Genomic DNA, 16,304 nt, shown 5'->3' with positions numbered 1-16,304 from the left:
AGAGAAGTTATTTTACAGGCTATTTACTTTGAATACAACAAATCTAACATCACAGCAGAAGGTGCAGAAGAGTTAGACAAATTGGTTAAAGTAATGAACGAATTTCCAAATATGGTTATCGATGCGAAATCGCACACAGATAATCGTGGAGCAGATGGTTACAACATGAAGTTATCGGACAGAAGAGCAAAATCTACGGTTCAATACATCATTTCAAAAGGCATTGCTAAAAACAGAATTACAGGAAGCGGAATGGGAGAAACGCAACCAAAAGTTCCTTGTACAGACTGTACTGAAGAAGAACACGCTCAAAACAGACGTAGTGAGTTCTTGATTATTAAAAAATAGAGTTAGGATTGCGAATATAATTAATTTAGTTTCAATGTAAAAGAGCGCCAATTGGCGCTCTTTTTATGTTTTTAGTTCTCGTTTTTATGATAATCAGATGTGAAAAATAATTTTACACTCGGATATTTTTGTTGTGTCATTTGGATTGAAAATTCACTATCTGCTAAAAACACTAATTGATTATGTTTGTCGTGTGCCATAAATTTCTGTTTCACACGTTTGAATTCTTTAAACTCTTCGTTTTTTGGATCGTCTGGAAGCACCCAACACGCTTTGTAAGCAGGAAAGTTCTCGTACGTACATTTCGCACCGTATTCGTGCTCTAAACGGTATTGAATTACTTCATATTGAAGCGCGCCAACTGTTCCAATTACTTTTCTTCCATTCATTTCAATAGTAAACAACTGCGCTACACCTTCATCCATTAATTGGTCGACACCTTTTTCTAATTGTTTTGCTTTTAATGGATCGGCATTATTGATATATCTAAAATGCTCTGGAGAGAAACTCGGAATTCCCTTAAAATTCATCGCTTCACCTTCTGTAAGTGTATCACCAATTTTAAAATTTCCGGTATCGTGCAAACCTACAATATCACCAGGATATGAAATATCTACAATTTCTTTTTTCTCTGCGAAGAAAGCATTCGGACTACTGAATTTCATGTTTTTCCCTTGACGAACATGTAAATACGGTTTGTTTCTTTCAAATGTTCCCGAAACAATTTTTACGAAAGCCAAACGGTCACGGTGTTTTGGGTCCATATTCGCGTGGATTTTAAACACAAAACCACTGAATTTCTTTTCGTTAGAATCTACTAAACGTGTATCAGAAGCTTTTGGTTGTGGCGTCGGAGCGATTTCGATAAAACAATCTAACAACTCACGAACTCCAAAATTATTTAAAGCCGAACCAAAAAACACAGGTTGTAATTTTCCAGATAAATATTGTTCTCTATCAAATTCTGGATATACTTCAGAAATTAATTCTATTTCTTCACGTAATTTATTTGCTGGTTTTTCACCGATTATTTTCTCTAATTCTGGGTTTTGAAGGTCTGAAAAAGCAATGGTTTCTTCAATATTTTTTCTGCTATCACCTTCAAATAAATTGATGTTCTTTTCCCAAATATTATAAATTCCTTGAAAATCGTAACCCATACCAATTGGGAAACTCAACGGCGTAACTTGAAGTCCTAATTTTTGTTCCACTTCGTCCATTAAGTCGAAAGCATCTTTACCTTCACGGTCTAATTTGTTAATGAAAACAATCATAGGAATGTTTCGCATTCTACAAACAGCAACCAATTTTTCGGTTTGTTCTTCCACACCTTTTGCTACGTCAACCACAACAATAACGCTATCTACAGCAGTTAACGTACGGAAAGTATCTTCAGCAAAATCCTTGTGTCCAGGTGTATCTAAGATGTTTATTTTTTTCTCTTTATAATTGAAGGCTAACACCGACGTTGAAACCGAAATTCCACGCTGACGTTCAATTTCCATGAAATCGGAAGTTGCTCCTTTTTTAATTTTATTACTTTTTACCGCACCAGCTTCATTAATGGCACCTCCAAACAATAACAGTTTTTCTGTTAAAGTTGTTTTTCCAGCATCTGGGTGAGAGATAATTCCAAAAGTTCTTCTCCTAGCAATTTCTTTTTCGAAACTCATTAGTGTAATTTTTTTGCAAAAATACTATTTATAAATAATATTTTCTATAATCGAGTTATTTATTAATTTTAGACCTTATTATAAAAGTGGTATTAAAAAACATTATTTTTTCTTACATTGCTTATAAATTCTTCAAAACATGAAATTTCTAATAAAATTCTTCAAATGGTTTTTAATCATCTTTAGTAGCATCATTATTTTGATGTATATTTTTGATGTCGATTATTTAATTCGCGCTGTAAGAACCATATATTTAAAAGGATATACGACTGCATATTTAGAAGATTACAAAGAATTTCCTAACCGAACCATAAAAAAAGGCGTAGCACAATCTTGGGCAATTTCTAAGGAATACAATACTGTTCCATCAACTGATGTTCTAAATAAAACGCATAAAAAACTTCAAACAATTGCTTATTTAATTATCAAAAATGATAGCATTTGGCATGAAAGTTATTTTGATGGTTTTGATAAAGATTCCAAATCAAATTCTTTTTCTGTTGCGAAAAGTGTCGTTTCTGCCGCTTTAGGAAAAGCTATAATGGATGGAAAAATAAAAAGTTTAGATCAAAAAGTAACGGATTTCTTCCCAGAATTAAAAGGAAAATTTGCGAAAGAAGTTACAGTCGGAGATTTGTCTTCGATGGCTTCTGGTTTAAGTTGGGACGAAAAATACTATAGTCCGTTATCAATCGTAACTAGAGCGTATTTTGATGATAATTTAAGAGGTGTAATCTTAGGTTTAGATATCAAAAACAAACCCGGACAAAGTTTCGAATATTTAAGTGGTGCCACACAATTATTAGCGATGTGTATTGAAAAAGCCACTGGAAAATACTTATCCGATTATGTTTCAGATAGTTTTTGGAAACCAATGGGTGCAGAAAATGACGCGCTTTGGCAATTAGATGAAGCTGATTCCGGAATTGAAAAAGCTTATTGTTGTATTGCTAGTAACGCTAGAGATTTTGCTCGTTTCGGAAAATTATACAAGCAAAATGGAAAATGGAATGGCAAACAAATTTTAGACAGCACTTTTATCGCAAAATCATTAAAACCACGTTTTACTGATAGTCCAGAATATGGTTATGGTTGGTGGTTGCACACGGTTAAAGGAAAAAAAATATATTACATGCGCGGTCATTTAGGTCAGTTTGTAATTGTGATTCCAGAAGACGACATTATTATTGTTCGATTAGGACATTTAAAAGGCTTGCAAACCGCAACTGACGCACATAGTACAGATTTATACACTTATATAGAAGAAGCTTACAAAATGTTAAACAAGAAGAAATAAAATTAAAAACCAACTTTATGTTACACGCCATTCAATTAGAAAATATCTTGTTTTTAGATATTGAAACCGTTCCAGAATTAGAAAATTTTAGTGATTTAGATCAAGATTTTCAGGAATTATTCGCACACAAAACACAATACCAAAGAAAAGACGAATTTACGCCAGATGAATTTTACGAAAGAGCTGGAATTTGGGCTGAATTCGGAAAAATAGTGTGCATTTCTGTTGGATATTTCACACAGAAACAAGGTGAAAGACAATTTAGAGTTACCACTTTTCAAGGTGATGAAGAACGCTTACTAATTGAGTTTTCGAACTTAATCAACAACCATTTCAGTTTCCCTCAACATGTAATGTGTGGACACAATGTAAAAGAATTCGATTTTCCTTTTATAGCCAGAAGAATGCTAATTCATGGGATAAAAATTCCTGCAAAGTTGAATTTAATGGGAAAAAAACCATGGGAAGTTCCGCATTTAGATACTTTAGAATTATGGAAATTTGGCGATTATAAACATTTCACATCTTTAAAATTATTGACGAAAGTTCTAGGAGTTCCTTCTCCAAAAGATGACATCGATGGAAGTGAAGTCGCTAAAGTTTTTTATAAAGACAAAGACATTGACAGAATTGCCACATATTGCGAAAAAGATGTCATTGCCGTAGCACAAATTATATTGAAATTACGCCTTCAAAAATTACTTTCAGATGATGAAATTTTGAAAGTGTAAATAATTATAAAACTTATATTAATGTCTTCTCAAACCCGATTAACAAGAGCGTATAAAAATGCATTCCGAATCAAGTTTACCGATTCGGATAAGTTTATTTTGTTTAGTGATTGCCATCGTGGAGACGGAAGTTTTGCGGATGATTTTGCTAATAATCGCAACATTTATATGCATGCTTTAAATCAGTATTATAAAAATGATTTTCAATATATCGAATTAGGTGATGGCGATGAATTATGGGAAAACTTATTTTTTAAAGATATTATTGAAGCGAATAAAAATGTGTTTTTGCTATTAAAAAAGTTCTACGAGAAAAAGAAACTTCACATGATTTACGGAAATCACGATATGGTATATCGAAATCAAGAGATTGTAAAAAAACACTTTTCAGAATATTTTGATACTACTGCTGGAAAAAACCTGCCTTTAATGCCTAATTTAACCTTCAATGAAGCAATCGTTTTAGAAAATACTGATACAGGTCAGGAATTGTTTTTAACGCACGGACATCAAGCAGATTTTATGAATTATGTAGGTTGGAAATTCAATCGCTTATTTGTGAGAGTTTTGTGGAAACCACTTCAAGTTTGGGGAATTAAAGACCCAACTAGTCCGGCTAAAAATTATTTGGAATCGCTAAAAATCGAAAGGAGAATTAAACGATGGATTTCGGAAAACGGAAATAAAATAACTATTGTGGGTCATACACATCGACCACATTTTCCGAAACCAAGTGAGAATTTACTGAATTTTTTTAACGATGGAAGTTGCGTTCATCCAAGAAACATTACCGGAATTGAAATTGAAAACGGCAAAATTTCACTAATCAAATGGCTCATTGACACTAATGATGACGGTGTATTACAAATTGTAAAAGAATATATTGAAACACCACAAAAATTGAGTGATTACGAATAATTATTTTTTGGTTTTCCAAATAAAACCATCTAGTAAATAATGTGTAAACTGCGGAACGGTTAATAATGGCACTAAAATGAGTTGCCAGTTTTCGGAAACATCAAAATTAAAAGTGAAGTTTTCTTGCCAAACAAAAATCTCCCAAAAAAATTCTTCTACAAAGGCAATTCCTAACAAGAAGACAAGAAAAATGGCAATCTTATTGAATGAAGAAATCCCTTTCATAAAACCAATTTTTGGTTCATTGACTTCTTTAAAATAAATCAAAGCCAAATAAGGAATTCCGTGAGAAACAACATTTAACAATGTAAATATTAAATCGTTATTATAGTAAACGATTCCAAAATACCACGACAAATACGTTCCAATAATTAGCACGTTTTTCGGAATATTAAAATCTTTTTTAGTTAGAAAAAGGTAAGCTGTTTTAAAAACATAAACTCCAATTATAGCAAAATACAAATAGAATAAATACGGTATGATGTTGGTGTTTTCGAACAGAAAAAACTCATTTTCCACAAACCAATTGAATTTTCTATTGTTCGATAAAAACCAAAACAACATGGGGAAAACGGTGGCGTTATAAATAATTACATTATCTGAAAAAACTTGAAATTTGGTTTTGATTTCATTTCTCGAATACAATCGCATGAAACCATATTGCTGTCTGATAAAATGAAATACAGCAACGTATGCTAAAAAAGACCAGAAAACCAAAGCACCAAATGAAAACAAAATCAATCCAATTAAAAAACAGATTATTGGCAATGAAATCAAAAGTTTTTTACTTTGAATGAAGGTTTCTTTTACAAAATAGGTTTTAAACAAAGTGGCATAAACGTGCGCTACATCAATACCTACAATCAAAACCAACCAAACATAAAAGGAATAATTTTCTTCAATTGTCATTAATTGGTTATGAAACAGAAAAACAATAAGCAACACTATAAATGATGGTGCTAAAATGAAAATTCCGTCTGTTTTGGCTTTATGAATCCAAGGTTGTTTCATTGAAAATTTGGTTTACAACATCTATGCCTTGATGAAAAGCTTCTTCAAAAACAGATATTCCTGATAAATCACTGTGAGCAAAAAATATTTTATCCTCTATATTTTTAGCTGCTATTTCTTTTTCTTCACTAAAAATAAAATTTGGAGTTGGACTAATCATACCGTGTCCCATTTTATATATTTCAATAGTTTCAATTTCTTGTTTTATGGTGTGATGTGCGATGCTTAAATCGGAAATAATGATATTTTTAATTTCTTCTTCCTTCATTTTTAAGAATTCTTTTCTAGCTTCTTTTAAGTTCGAATTTGAAAAAGAATAATAATACGTAATCGACTTATTGTCAACAATTTGATTTACGGTTTGATGCTGATTATAAATATAACCCAATCCTTTCGACTTATAAATTACATTATCCCAATACAATTCTGAATTGTTCAATTCGGATTCTTTTTTTAAACTTATAGTTGCCGTAAACCAAGGTGCGTATTGAAATTTAGCACTAGTTTTTCTGTCTTTAAACAAATACGAATTGATATATTGTGGTGTACAACAAATCACTTTTTCGCATTTATACATCACAGATTTATTGTTTTTCGCATCAAAACAAAGTACTTCTACTAATGTATCGTTTTGCTTTATTTCATAAACTAAATGATTCTTTTTGACTTTATCTTCAACGTATTTAGCTAAATGTTTTGCTAATCTTCCGTTACCTTCTGGCCAAGTTAATACATTTTCAGTAGTTGACGCATCATGTTTTCTGGCAGTAAAATAGAATAATCCTGCCCAAGCAGAAACGAAATCTATACCAATTCCAAAATCATCTTTACAACAATAATTTACGTATTCTAAAAGTTCTTCTGACGTAAATTTATTGTTAGACAACCAATCTTTCATGGTTATTGTATCTAAATCACGGTATTTTTTGTCTTTAGTAATCTTTTTTATCGGAATGTCAAAATGATACAATCCATCAAAACCTTTTTCCTCTTTTAGTTGCAATGTGATTTCAAAAAAACGATTGATTTCTTCGTTGGCTATTTCAGAATTTCCGTATTTCGGAATTAATTCTTCCTGCCAATTGTTCTTTATAAAAAGTCGTTCTTGAGGTTTAAAACACATTTGAGTTTCATCGAAAATAGGTAGTTCCTTTTCAAAATGTGTGATAATTTTCGATTCGTGTAAAAAAGAAAGTAATTCTTTATCGTGTAAATTCGGTAATGGTAAATAATGGGCGCCGTGAGGAAAAGAAGTGGCTTTATTGGTACCAAAACTGGAATTTCCGCCAATAGTGCTTTCTAATTCTAACAATAAAAAATCAGTTTTATTTTTTTTAACCAATTGTCTTGCTGCAGACAAACCCGTTATTCCAGCGCCAATAATTAGTATTGGAATTTCTATAATTTCAGTTGGTTTTGGAAAGTTTTTAAGCCATAATCGGTGGCCTAAAATATGATTTGTTCCTGTGATTTTTAAGAAAATTTCGGCTAATGTGTTTTTACGAGAATGCAACATAACTGGAATTTGAGCCAATATGCTTGCGAAAACCACACTTTTTACAAAGTTTCTCCTTGAAAATTGACTAGAGTTTTCCCCATTCTTCATCGAAATAGCGTACTAAAATTTGGTTATCTAATCGGTTAATTTCCACATTATGAGCCATCATATCTTTCGGGAATTGATTTAAACTTTTATAATTGTGGTTGTAGAATTTAAGCTGATTTACTTTTCTGTTTACTTTATCGAAAGTATTTTCAGGATTTAATGTCGCAATGGTATAACCCCATTCGCCAAAAGATGGTACATAAACATGATAGGCATCTGTATTTGAAAACACTTGTTTAACGGTTTTATTAATGCACCAAAATGATTTAGGTGCAAAGTAAGGTGAAGTTGTTTGGATTACAACAACCGTATTTGGATTCGCTACTTTAGCTAAAGTTTTATAAAAATTAAGCGAATATAATTTCCCTAAACTATAGTTGGAAGGATCAGGAAAATCGATGATAATTACATCATACTTTTTGGTAGTTGTTTTCGCCCAAAGAAAAGCATCTTGGTTGTGAATCGTGACTTTTTTATTTAGAAACGAATTGTGATTAAACGTTTTAAGAATGGTGTTTTCTTTAAACATCTGCGTCATTTTTTCATCTAAATCTACAAGAGTAATGGTTTTAACTGCTGGATATTTTAAAATTTCTCTACAAGCTAAACCATCGCCACCGCCTAAAACCAATACGTTTTCAATATTAGTAGCGTTTTCCATTGCTGGATGCACTAAAGCTTCGTGGTATCTGTATTCGTCGGCTGATGAAAATTGAAGGTTGTTATTTAGATAGAGTTTATAATCGTTTTTATTGTGCGTTAAAACGATTCTTTGATACGGAGTTGTGTTGGTAAAAACAATGTTTTCACCATATAATTTTTCTTCAGAAAAGCTTAAAATTTCGTCAGAAAAAAAGAAAACTACCACTAAAAACAAAAATGAAAAAATGGATTTAAACTTCAGTAGTAAGCTGTTTTTAATTTCTTTTTGCAATAAAAAAGTTAAGAATATGGCAACTGAAATATTAATCATTCCGAAAAACAACGAGGTTTTAATCACACCTAATTGAGGAATAAACACCAAAGGAAACAAAACAGAAGCTAATAAAGCGCCAATATAATCGAACGTAAAAACATTAGACACTAATTCGCTGAATTCTACTTTTTCCTTCAGAATATTCATTAAAAGCGGAATTTCTAAACCTACTAAACAGCCTGTTATGAAAACCAAAAGATATAAAACAACTTGAAAATAATCTACTTTTTCAAAAAGGATAAATAGTAAGACAGAGCTTAAACCGCCGATTAATCCGACAATTATTTCGATTTCAATAAAAGTGTTTAGCTGATTCTTTTTGATGAATTTCGCAAAATACGAACCCACACCCATGGAAAATAAGTACACACCAATAATAAACGAAAATTGTTTGACAGAATCGCCAAGTAAATAACTGGCTAAAGTTCCTGCAATTAACTCGTAAATAAGTCCGCACGTAGCTATTATAAATACGGCAAATAAAAGTAAATATTCAAATTTTAAGAATTTTTTACCCATGAATAGCGGCGCTAATGATCATAGAAATGCCTATAATTAATGCTCCAAAAACAATGGCTAATGCGGTGTTTTTGTTTTGTACAATTTCTTTCCAGGTGTTTTCTGGTGTTGCTTTTTCAATGATGAAATACCCAATTAATAAAATTACGATTCCTACTAATGAAAACACTATTGAGTTAATTAATCCGTTTACTAACATATTTTTCAGTTTATATTATTATTAAATATTGATATTTTTACTTGTGATAAAATCTATTTACGCCGCCGCCTCTATAGGTAGAAGAGCCGCTTTGTGTTTTTTCTGTGGTTTGGCAATCGCAAATTCTATTTCCATTATAGGTTACATATTGATACAAACAAAACATTGAGGTTGCCATTAATAAGGCCCACTTATTTCTAAAAATAAAATCTTTCATATTACTATTCTATATATGGTGAATAACTGCTATCACTCCATCTCCTAGTTTCAAAAATACGTCTATAAACAAACAAAACTATAATTAAAACTACAAATACGACTATTGAAATACCAAAATTCCAATTGGAAGGACTTTCCAGTTCAGCGATTATGGTTAATGTTTTTTGATCTGGGCTAATTGATTGTTCTGTATCATGCATTCCAGAATAAAGTTTATTAATACTATCTTCGATTTTTTCAGCAGTTGTGTAATTACTATTTTCAGTTGTAACAACTGCAGGTGGTAAGTTTATAATTGAAGAAGAATCGGATGTATTTGCGACTACGTTTTCTGCTGAAGGAGAAATTACTAAGTGATACTTTCCTGGTTTTAATCCACAAATATGGAAATTCACACTACGACTTCCTTCAGTCCAATGATATCCATCTTCATAGCCGGAGTAAAATTCAATATCTTGTTCTGCAAATTCTTCTTCATTTGTTAATTCATTCACTACAGAAACACCAGCATAAGCCCATGAATTAGATACATCTGAAAATAAATTAATCTTAATAGGAACAGCAATATCTGCAACTTCAAAACTTGGAGAAAGATATTCTTTGTTAGCATATTCGTTAATAGAGATTGTATTGTTTAAAACTTCTTTATTTCCTTTAGAACCTTGAAAAATAAAACAAGTTAAAATAAGAATTGCAGCAATAAGAAAAATTTTTATTGTATCTAAAATATGAAATGGAAAAGGCTGCACAACACCAATACCTGACTTAGACGGGATGGTTTCTAGTTGAAAAATTTTTTTTACTTCCTTTTTTTCAATATGTTGTCCAAGATAAGTTACTGTTTCTGAATTAATCCTTTCGGTTGACAATATAAAAGGCGGATTGATATATTCTACCACAAAGTTGTCAAAATTTGAAAGTTCAAAATCAAAAAAACCATACGCTCTCATTAAAGAAGGTGAATAATAATCGAACTTATCAAAGTAAATATCATTATATTTTATCTTTAAACTTCCCGATTTTTTTAATTCGATATCATCAACTTGTTTGAGTTGAATCCAGTGGCCGTTGCATTCTGACAAATAAATGTATTGAATGTCTTTTGATACTAATGTATATTCTTTTGAATAAGTAAATGCGCCCAAAAACTTAACCAAAACATTGATAATTTCATACTCCTTATTGTCAATTATTCCTTTTAAACCGATAGGCAAAATAATATCTAAAGGTTTGTAAGTGTATTTTTTTAAGTGGGTTTGATTTGCAGATTTTAAATCATATAAACTACCACAATTAGGACAGGCAAAATTTACAAAATCTACTGTAGATTGAACTGTAGTTAAAGTGTTGCAAGATTTACAAGTTATGGTGTTTATCATCTGTTTACTTCAGTTTGTTTCACAATAGTTGCTTCAAAATAATTCGTAATTTGATTTGAAATAGTTCTAACTTTCTGCGTATTATCACAAGAATAATTACACAAATACACATCAGTAGTTAATTGATTTATTTCTGGCCAAGTATGAATACAAATATGGGATTCTTTCAAACAAAAAGCAATGGTAAAGCTATTATTTTCAAAAACATGTGAAGTTTGACCTATTAATTCTAAATCATGCTCTTGTAAAAGTAAGTTTACAAAATTTATGAAAGAATCACAAGTAGTAAGTTTACTATTGTGTGCTGTTTTTAAGGTAAGTAATACGTGTAAACCTAGTAAATTAGTAGGATTTTGCATCTATTATTTTTTGTTACTTTAATTATACGAGGAAAATATAAAAAAGTTACAAAAAAGTAAAATTCTATTGTTCTGGTGCAATTTCCAGCTCCAAACCTTCTAAATCTTCAGAAATGTGAATTTGGCAACCTAAGCGACTATTGTCCTTTACGTGATACGCATCAGTTAGCATTGCTTCTTCGTCGTCATTTCTTTCTGTTTTTAAAACATTGTTAAGTAAATAACATTGACAAGAAGCGCACATCGCCATTCCGCCGCAAACACCAACAGTTCCTTCTTCGGCTAATTCATACGAACGGATTAATTCCATCACATTCATATTCATGTCGGTTGGCGCTAAAACTTCGTGTTTTACACCGTTTCTGTCGGTAATAAAAATAGTTACGTCTTGTGGCATTTTTAGTTCAAGTTTCAAGTTTCAAGTTTCAGGTTCGCTTAACTTTAAACCTGAAACTTGAAACAAAATTATATTTAATCTATAGATTTTACAACTGCTTTTTCTGCTTCTTTTCTTGTTCCATCAAAACCATCTACGCCAGAAACTGTTGTATATTTTAACACATAACGTTTTCCTGGATTGATTCGGTTATACACACTTTGACACATTAAAGTCGCTTCGTGGAAACCACATAAAATCAACTTCAATTTTCCTGGATAAGTATTCACATCACCAATAGCGTAAATTCCGTCTATATTGGTTTGATAATCTAAAGCGTTGTTTACTTTGATGGCATTTTTCTCAATTTCTAATCCCCAATTGGCAATTGCCCCTAATTTTGGAGTTAGTCCGAAAAGTGGAATGAAATAATCAGTTGGCACATTCATGCGTGCGCCGTTCATTTCAACATCTATAGATTCAATTCTTTCCGTTCCTTTGAAACCTACGACTTCAGCAGGCGTAATTAATTTTATTTTTCCTGCTGATTTTAATTCTTGTACTTTTTCTACAGAATCTAAAGCGCCACGGAATTCATTTCTTCTATGAATTAAAGTCACTGAAGAAGCAACATTTGAAAGGAAAACACTCCAATCTAATGCAGAATCACCACCACCAGCAATTACAATATTTTTGTTGCGATATTTTTCTGGATCTTTTACGAAATAATCGACACCTCTGTCTTCTTTTTCATAAAATTCAATGTCTTTTAAAATGGGTTTTCTTGGTTCGAAAGTTCCTAAACCACCTGCAATAGCAATCGCTTTAGCTTTATGTTTCGTACCTTTATTTGTAGTTACAATAAAAGAACCATCTTCAAGTTTTTCAATGGTTTCAGCCGTTTCAGCCAATGTAAAACCGGGTTGAAATTGCTTAATTTGTTCCATTAAATTTGTTACTAAATCACCTGCTAATACTTCAGGATAACCTGGAATATCAAAAATAGGTTTTTTAGGATATAATTCTGCTAATTGCCCACCTGGTTGAGGAAGTGCGTCAATAATATGACATTTTAATTGTAATAAACCTGCTTCGAAAACAGCAAAAAGCCCAGTTGGACCTGCTCCAATTATTAATATATCTGTTTCAATCATTTTTTTTGTTTTTGCTACTAAGGCTAAAAGGCGCAAAGTTTTTATAAATTCTATGTTACAAAGAAATTGATTTGTAACGTATTATATTATGACATTTATCAGGTTAAAAAATTAAGCTATATTTTCAACCGTTTCAATTTGAGGAACATATTTTTTAATCGTAGTTTCTACACCAGCTTTCATGGTACTGATACTTAAACTGCAACTTGTACAAGCACCTTGCAAACGCACTTTTACGTGTTTTCCATCCAATACTTCAACCAATTCAATATCGCCACCATCTGAATTTAAGAAAGGTCTAATCTCAGCTAAGGCTTTCTCGATATTTTCGTTTATTTCAATTTCTGTCATTTTTTCAATTTTCAATTGGACAATTTTCAATATGCCAATTATTAATATTTCAATTTTCAATGTGCCAATTGACACATTGAAAATTGGCTAATTGACTTATTTTTTTACAGCAGAACATCCTGCCATTGTTGTAATTTTTATGGCTTCTGTAGCTGGTAAATTTTCATTTCTTTTTACCGTTTCAGCGACAACGCTTCTGGCTAATTCTTCAAAAATAGTTTCTAAAATAGAACCTGTTTGCATCGCTGCTGGTCTTCCGTAATCACCTGCTTCTCTGATGCTTTGTACTAAAGGAACTTCACCTAAAAACGGAACTTCTAAATCTTCTGCTAAATTTTTTGCACCTTCTTTACCAAAGATATAATATTTATTATCAGGAAGTTCTTCTGGTGTGAAATACGCCATGTTTTCTATAATTCCCAATACTGGAACTTGAATAGAATCTGACATAAACATAGAAACACCTTTTTTGGCATCTGCTAAAGCTACAGCTTGAGGCGTACTTACTACAACTGCACCAGTAATTGGTAACGATTGCATAATTGATAAGTGAATATCACCAGTTCCTGGAGGTAAATCGATTAACATGAAATCTAATTCTCCCCAATTCGCATCAAAAATCATTTGATTTAACGCTTTTGAAGCCATTGGTCCACGCCAAATAACCGCTTGGTCTGGTTTCGTGAAAAATCCGATAGATAAAATCTCCACACCATAACTTTGTACCGGTTGCATTTTCGATTTTCCATCAATTTCAACTGAAATAGGTTTTGCTGATTCCACATCGAACATAATTGGCATTGATGGCCCGTAAATATCAGCATCTAAAATTCCAACTTTGAAACCCATTTTAGATAAAGCAACAGCTAAATTCGCTGTGATTGTAGATTTTCCCACACCACCTTTTCCTGAAGAAACGGCGATAATATTACTAATTCCAGGAATTTGTTTTCCTTTGATCGTATTCGCTTCTTCTTTTGTTGGTGTTTCTACTTTAATGTTAACTTTAACCTTCGCATCCGCATTTATTTTTTCGGCAATTACCTTTTTAATATCTGCTTCCGCACGATTTTTTATATGTAAAGCTGGAGTCGTTAAAACTACATCTACTACTACTTCATCGCCAAAAGTTACTACGTTTTGCACCGCACCACTTTCTACCATATTTTTTCCTTCACCTGCAATTGAAATGCTTTCTAATGCGGTAAGAATTTCTTTTCTATCTAATTTCATCGTATTATATAAAACTTAATTATAAAAAGTTCAATTTAAGACTATGCTTATTTAAACTAATTTTAGATTGCAAAGATAGTAAGAAGTTTAAAAGTTTGTAGTTTATCGATTAAAAAAGTTTTAATGATTGTATAAGGTTTGTTTATTGGATTTTAGTATCTTAAAAATCTGGTTCCCAAAAGTGCTTTTTAAAATCTATAATTTGATTGTCAATGACTTGAATGCCTTCGCTTTCTAATAATTGTTGCATTAAGTTGGTGCCATCAAAATGATGTTTGCCTGTTAAAAGTCCTAAGCGATTGACTACACGATGTGCAGGAATATCTTCCCTGCCGTGACAAGCGTTCATTGCCCAACCAACCATTCTTGCAGAACGACCTGCACCTAAAGCTTTAGCAATAGCGCCATAAGAAGTAACTTTTCCGTAAGGAATTTGTCGGGCGACTTCATATACACGTTCAAAAAAATTGTCTTCTTTTATTTTCAATTGATAGCTTAGTTTTATTAATAAAATTCACCGAAGATTCGCAGATTGAATTAAAGAATACAATTTATATTTTTTACTATTAAGACATTAACGAACAAACTATTGACTTAATAAACTTAATTTCTTAATGGTTATAAATTTATTTATTCAAGTTATAAATCGTGAAAACGGCAATTAATCCCGTAATAATGGCAATTATAAAGTTAATATTTTTAATGAAAAAGGTAACTTTATGCTTAATTTTTCTAAACAAATAGGCATAACATAAAAACACAATAAAAGTTCCTAAAGTGACTCCAATAACAAAAGCTACACCGACTAAATTAGTAAAGAAATCTTCAATAAAAGCCGATAAATACAAACTCACAAAAGCATAATATGGAATAGGAAACACATTTAATCCAGAAATAAAAACACCATGTAAAAAAGGTTTCATTTTACTTTTGGTAGATCTTTTCTTGATTTCTTCTTTAGAACTAATACTATTTTGAATGCCTTTTCCTAAAAAAAAGATGGTTAACAAAATGAAAACCACGCTTCCAACTAATTTTAAATTATTCATCACTTGTGGATGACTTTCTAAAAAAGTAGCAAAATAAAACGCCAAAATACTTTGAACAAAAACGACTAAAAGCGCCCCGTTTATAAATTTTTTGGCTCTTTTTAATGATTTTTTTACGCTATAATTCGCCACTGTCATGTTCACAATTCCAGGTGGCATAACACCTAAAAATGAAAACAAAATTGCGAAAGCAAAAGCAAAAAGTACCGACACTATTTAATTTTAAACTGGATGTAAGTTATACATTTATTTATTTCTAAATACTGACTTTCGTAAAAAGTTTGAATACTTGTTACTACTTCTGGTGCTCCGGCGTTGTTATATACGTTATGATTCGAATATAAAACTTCGTGTCCTTCACCATGTAAAAGTCCTAAAGTGTAACCGTGCATGAATTCACTGTCAGTTTTTAGGTGCATTAAACCATCTGGTTTTAGTATTTTTTTATAATTCTGCAAAAACTCAGAATTCGTCATACGGTGTTTCGTACGTTTGTATTTGATTTGCGGATCTGGGAAAGTAATCCAAATTTCGTCTACTTCATTTTCGGCAAAACAATGTTTGATTAATTCAATTTGCGTACGAAGAAATCCAACATTACTCAGACCGTTTTCCAAAGCAGTTTTCGCACCACGCCAAAAACGAGCACCTTTAATATCTACTCCAATAAAGTTTTTATTAGGATATCTTTCTGCTAAACCAACAGAATATTCTCCTTTTCCACAACCTAATTCTAGTACAATTGGATTATTATTTTTAAAGAAATCGGTATTCCATTTCCCTTTTAAAGCTACACTATCCGTTACCACTTCTTCTCTAGTTGGTTGAAACACATTAGAGAACGTTAGGTTTTCGTTAAATCTTTTTAATTTATTTTTACTTCCCACAACAATTAATTTTATAATG

18 protein-coding genes are annotated in these 16,304 nt (G+C 31.5%); 4 read left to right on the top strand and 14 right to left on the bottom strand.

From position 1 onward, the window contains the following. Nucleotides 1–348, top strand: a 348-nt coding sequence (locus G6N05_RS12180) for an OmpA family protein (RefSeq protein WP_166129672.1), incomplete at its 5' end; no start/stop codon positions are given. Between the two features lie 71 nt (nucleotides 349–419). Here the strand turns inward: G6N05_RS12180 and G6N05_RS12175 are convergent. Beyond that, on the bottom strand, nucleotides 420–2,021 hold the full coding sequence (locus G6N05_RS12175; protein ID WP_166129668.1) for a peptide chain release factor 3: 1,602 nt from the start codon (nucleotides 2,019–2,021) through the stop codon (nucleotides 420–422). 139 nt (nucleotides 2,022–2,160) lie between these two features. On the opposite strand from G6N05_RS12175, the gene G6N05_RS12170 reads away from it, so the two are divergent. Genes G6N05_RS12170 through G6N05_RS12160 form a run of 3 tightly spaced genes read left to right on the top strand, consistent with a single transcriptional unit; the run spans nucleotide 2,161 to nucleotide 4,967 of the window. Continuing rightward, a complete protein-coding gene (locus G6N05_RS12170) occupies nucleotides 2,161–3,318 on the top strand; it encodes a serine hydrolase domain-containing protein (protein ID WP_166129665.1) in 1,158 nt (385 codons plus the stop codon). A 17-nt stretch (nucleotides 3,319–3,335) separates the two neighbouring features. Next, nucleotides 3,336–4,049, top strand: a complete 714-nt coding sequence (locus G6N05_RS12165) for a 3'-5' exonuclease (RefSeq protein ID WP_166129661.1) — start codon at nucleotides 3,336–3,338, stop codon at nucleotides 4,047–4,049. A 21-nt stretch (nucleotides 4,050–4,070) separates the two neighbouring features. Then, complete coding sequence (locus G6N05_RS12160) at nucleotides 4,071–4,967, top strand: metallophosphoesterase (protein ID WP_166129657.1); 897 nt, start codon at nucleotides 4,071–4,073, stop codon at nucleotides 4,965–4,967. On the opposite strand, the gene G6N05_RS12155 is transcribed toward G6N05_RS12160, so the two are convergent. The 13 genes from G6N05_RS12155 to trmB form a co-directional block, all read right to left on the bottom strand. Then, nucleotides 4,968–5,978 (bottom strand): hypothetical protein, encoded by a 1,011-nt coding sequence (locus G6N05_RS12155; RefSeq protein WP_166129654.1) that lies wholly within the window; start codon nucleotides 5,976–5,978, stop codon nucleotides 4,968–4,970. It abuts the gene before it with no gap. After that, nucleotides 5,956–7,584 (bottom strand): FAD-dependent oxidoreductase, encoded by a 1,629-nt coding sequence (locus G6N05_RS12150; RefSeq protein ID WP_166129651.1) that lies wholly within the window; start codon nucleotides 7,582–7,584, stop codon nucleotides 5,956–5,958. Before G6N05_RS12150 ends, G6N05_RS12155 begins: the two co-directional genes overlap by 23 nt. Further along, nucleotides 7,562–9,079 carry a polyamine aminopropyltransferase gene (locus G6N05_RS12145; protein ID WP_166129647.1) on the bottom strand — a complete coding sequence of 506 codons (1,518 nt, stop codon included), beginning with the start codon at nucleotides 9,077–9,079 and terminating at the stop codon, nucleotides 7,562–7,564. Before G6N05_RS12145 ends, G6N05_RS12150 begins: the two co-directional genes overlap by 23 nt. Next, a complete protein-coding gene (locus G6N05_RS12140) occupies nucleotides 9,072–9,278 on the bottom strand; it encodes a DUF350 domain-containing protein (RefSeq protein WP_166129644.1) in 207 nt (68 codons plus the stop codon). Before G6N05_RS12140 ends, G6N05_RS12145 begins: the two co-directional genes overlap by 8 nt. A gap of 221 nt (nucleotides 9,279–9,499) precedes the next feature. Next, nucleotides 9,500–10,876, bottom strand: coding sequence for a DUF4178 domain-containing protein (locus tag G6N05_RS12135; protein WP_166129640.1), 1,377 nt, complete (start codon nucleotides 10,874–10,876; stop codon nucleotides 9,500–9,502). Beyond that, on the bottom strand, nucleotides 10,873–11,235 hold the full coding sequence (locus G6N05_RS12130) for an S-adenosylmethionine decarboxylase family protein (protein ID WP_166129637.1): 363 nt from the start codon (nucleotides 11,233–11,235) through the stop codon (nucleotides 10,873–10,875). Before G6N05_RS12130 ends, G6N05_RS12135 begins: the two co-directional genes overlap by 4 nt. A gap of 64 nt (nucleotides 11,236–11,299) precedes the next feature. Next, nucleotides 11,300–11,632, bottom strand: coding sequence for a 2Fe-2S iron-sulfur cluster-binding family protein (locus G6N05_RS12125; protein ID WP_166129633.1), 333 nt, complete (start codon nucleotides 11,630–11,632; stop codon nucleotides 11,300–11,302). Nucleotides 11,633–11,706: 74 nt separating this feature from the next. Then, on the bottom strand, nucleotides 11,707–12,765 hold the full coding sequence (locus G6N05_RS12120) for an NAD(P)/FAD-dependent oxidoreductase (RefSeq protein WP_166129629.1): 1,059 nt from the start codon (nucleotides 12,763–12,765) through the stop codon (nucleotides 11,707–11,709). Nucleotides 12,766–12,876: 111 nt separating this feature from the next. Continuing rightward, a complete protein-coding gene (locus G6N05_RS12115) occupies nucleotides 12,877–13,116 on the bottom strand; it encodes a NifU family protein (RefSeq protein ID WP_166129625.1) in 240 nt (79 codons plus the stop codon). Between the two features lie 96 nt (nucleotides 13,117–13,212). Further along, nucleotides 13,213–14,349, bottom strand: a complete 1,137-nt coding sequence (locus tag G6N05_RS12110) for an Mrp/NBP35 family ATP-binding protein (RefSeq protein ID WP_166129621.1) — start codon at nucleotides 14,347–14,349, stop codon at nucleotides 13,213–13,215. Between the two features lie 160 nt (nucleotides 14,350–14,509). Beyond that, a complete protein-coding gene (locus G6N05_RS12105; RefSeq protein ID WP_166129711.1) occupies nucleotides 14,510–14,830 on the bottom strand; it encodes an MGMT family protein in 321 nt (106 codons plus the stop codon). A gap of 145 nt (nucleotides 14,831–14,975) precedes the next feature. Further along, nucleotides 14,976–15,611, bottom strand: coding sequence for a LysE family translocator (locus tag G6N05_RS12100; protein ID WP_166129616.1), 636 nt, complete (start codon nucleotides 15,609–15,611; stop codon nucleotides 14,976–14,978). Beyond that, entirely contained in the window at nucleotides 15,611–16,285 is a 675-nt protein-coding gene (gene trmB / locus G6N05_RS12095; RefSeq protein ID WP_166129613.1) for a tRNA (guanosine(46)-N7)-methyltransferase TrmB, read from the bottom strand. Before trmB ends, G6N05_RS12100 begins: the two co-directional genes overlap by 1 nt. Between the last annotated feature and the right edge of the window lie 19 nt (nucleotides 16,286–16,304).

The sequence above is a fragment of the Flavobacterium bernardetii genome (assembly GCF_011305415.1).
Lineage (GTDB): Bacteria > Bacteroidota > Bacteroidia > Flavobacteriales > Flavobacteriaceae > Flavobacterium > Flavobacterium bernardetii.
Note: the sequence above shows the minus strand (reverse complement) of the source record. Positions and strands in the feature narration are given on the sequence as shown.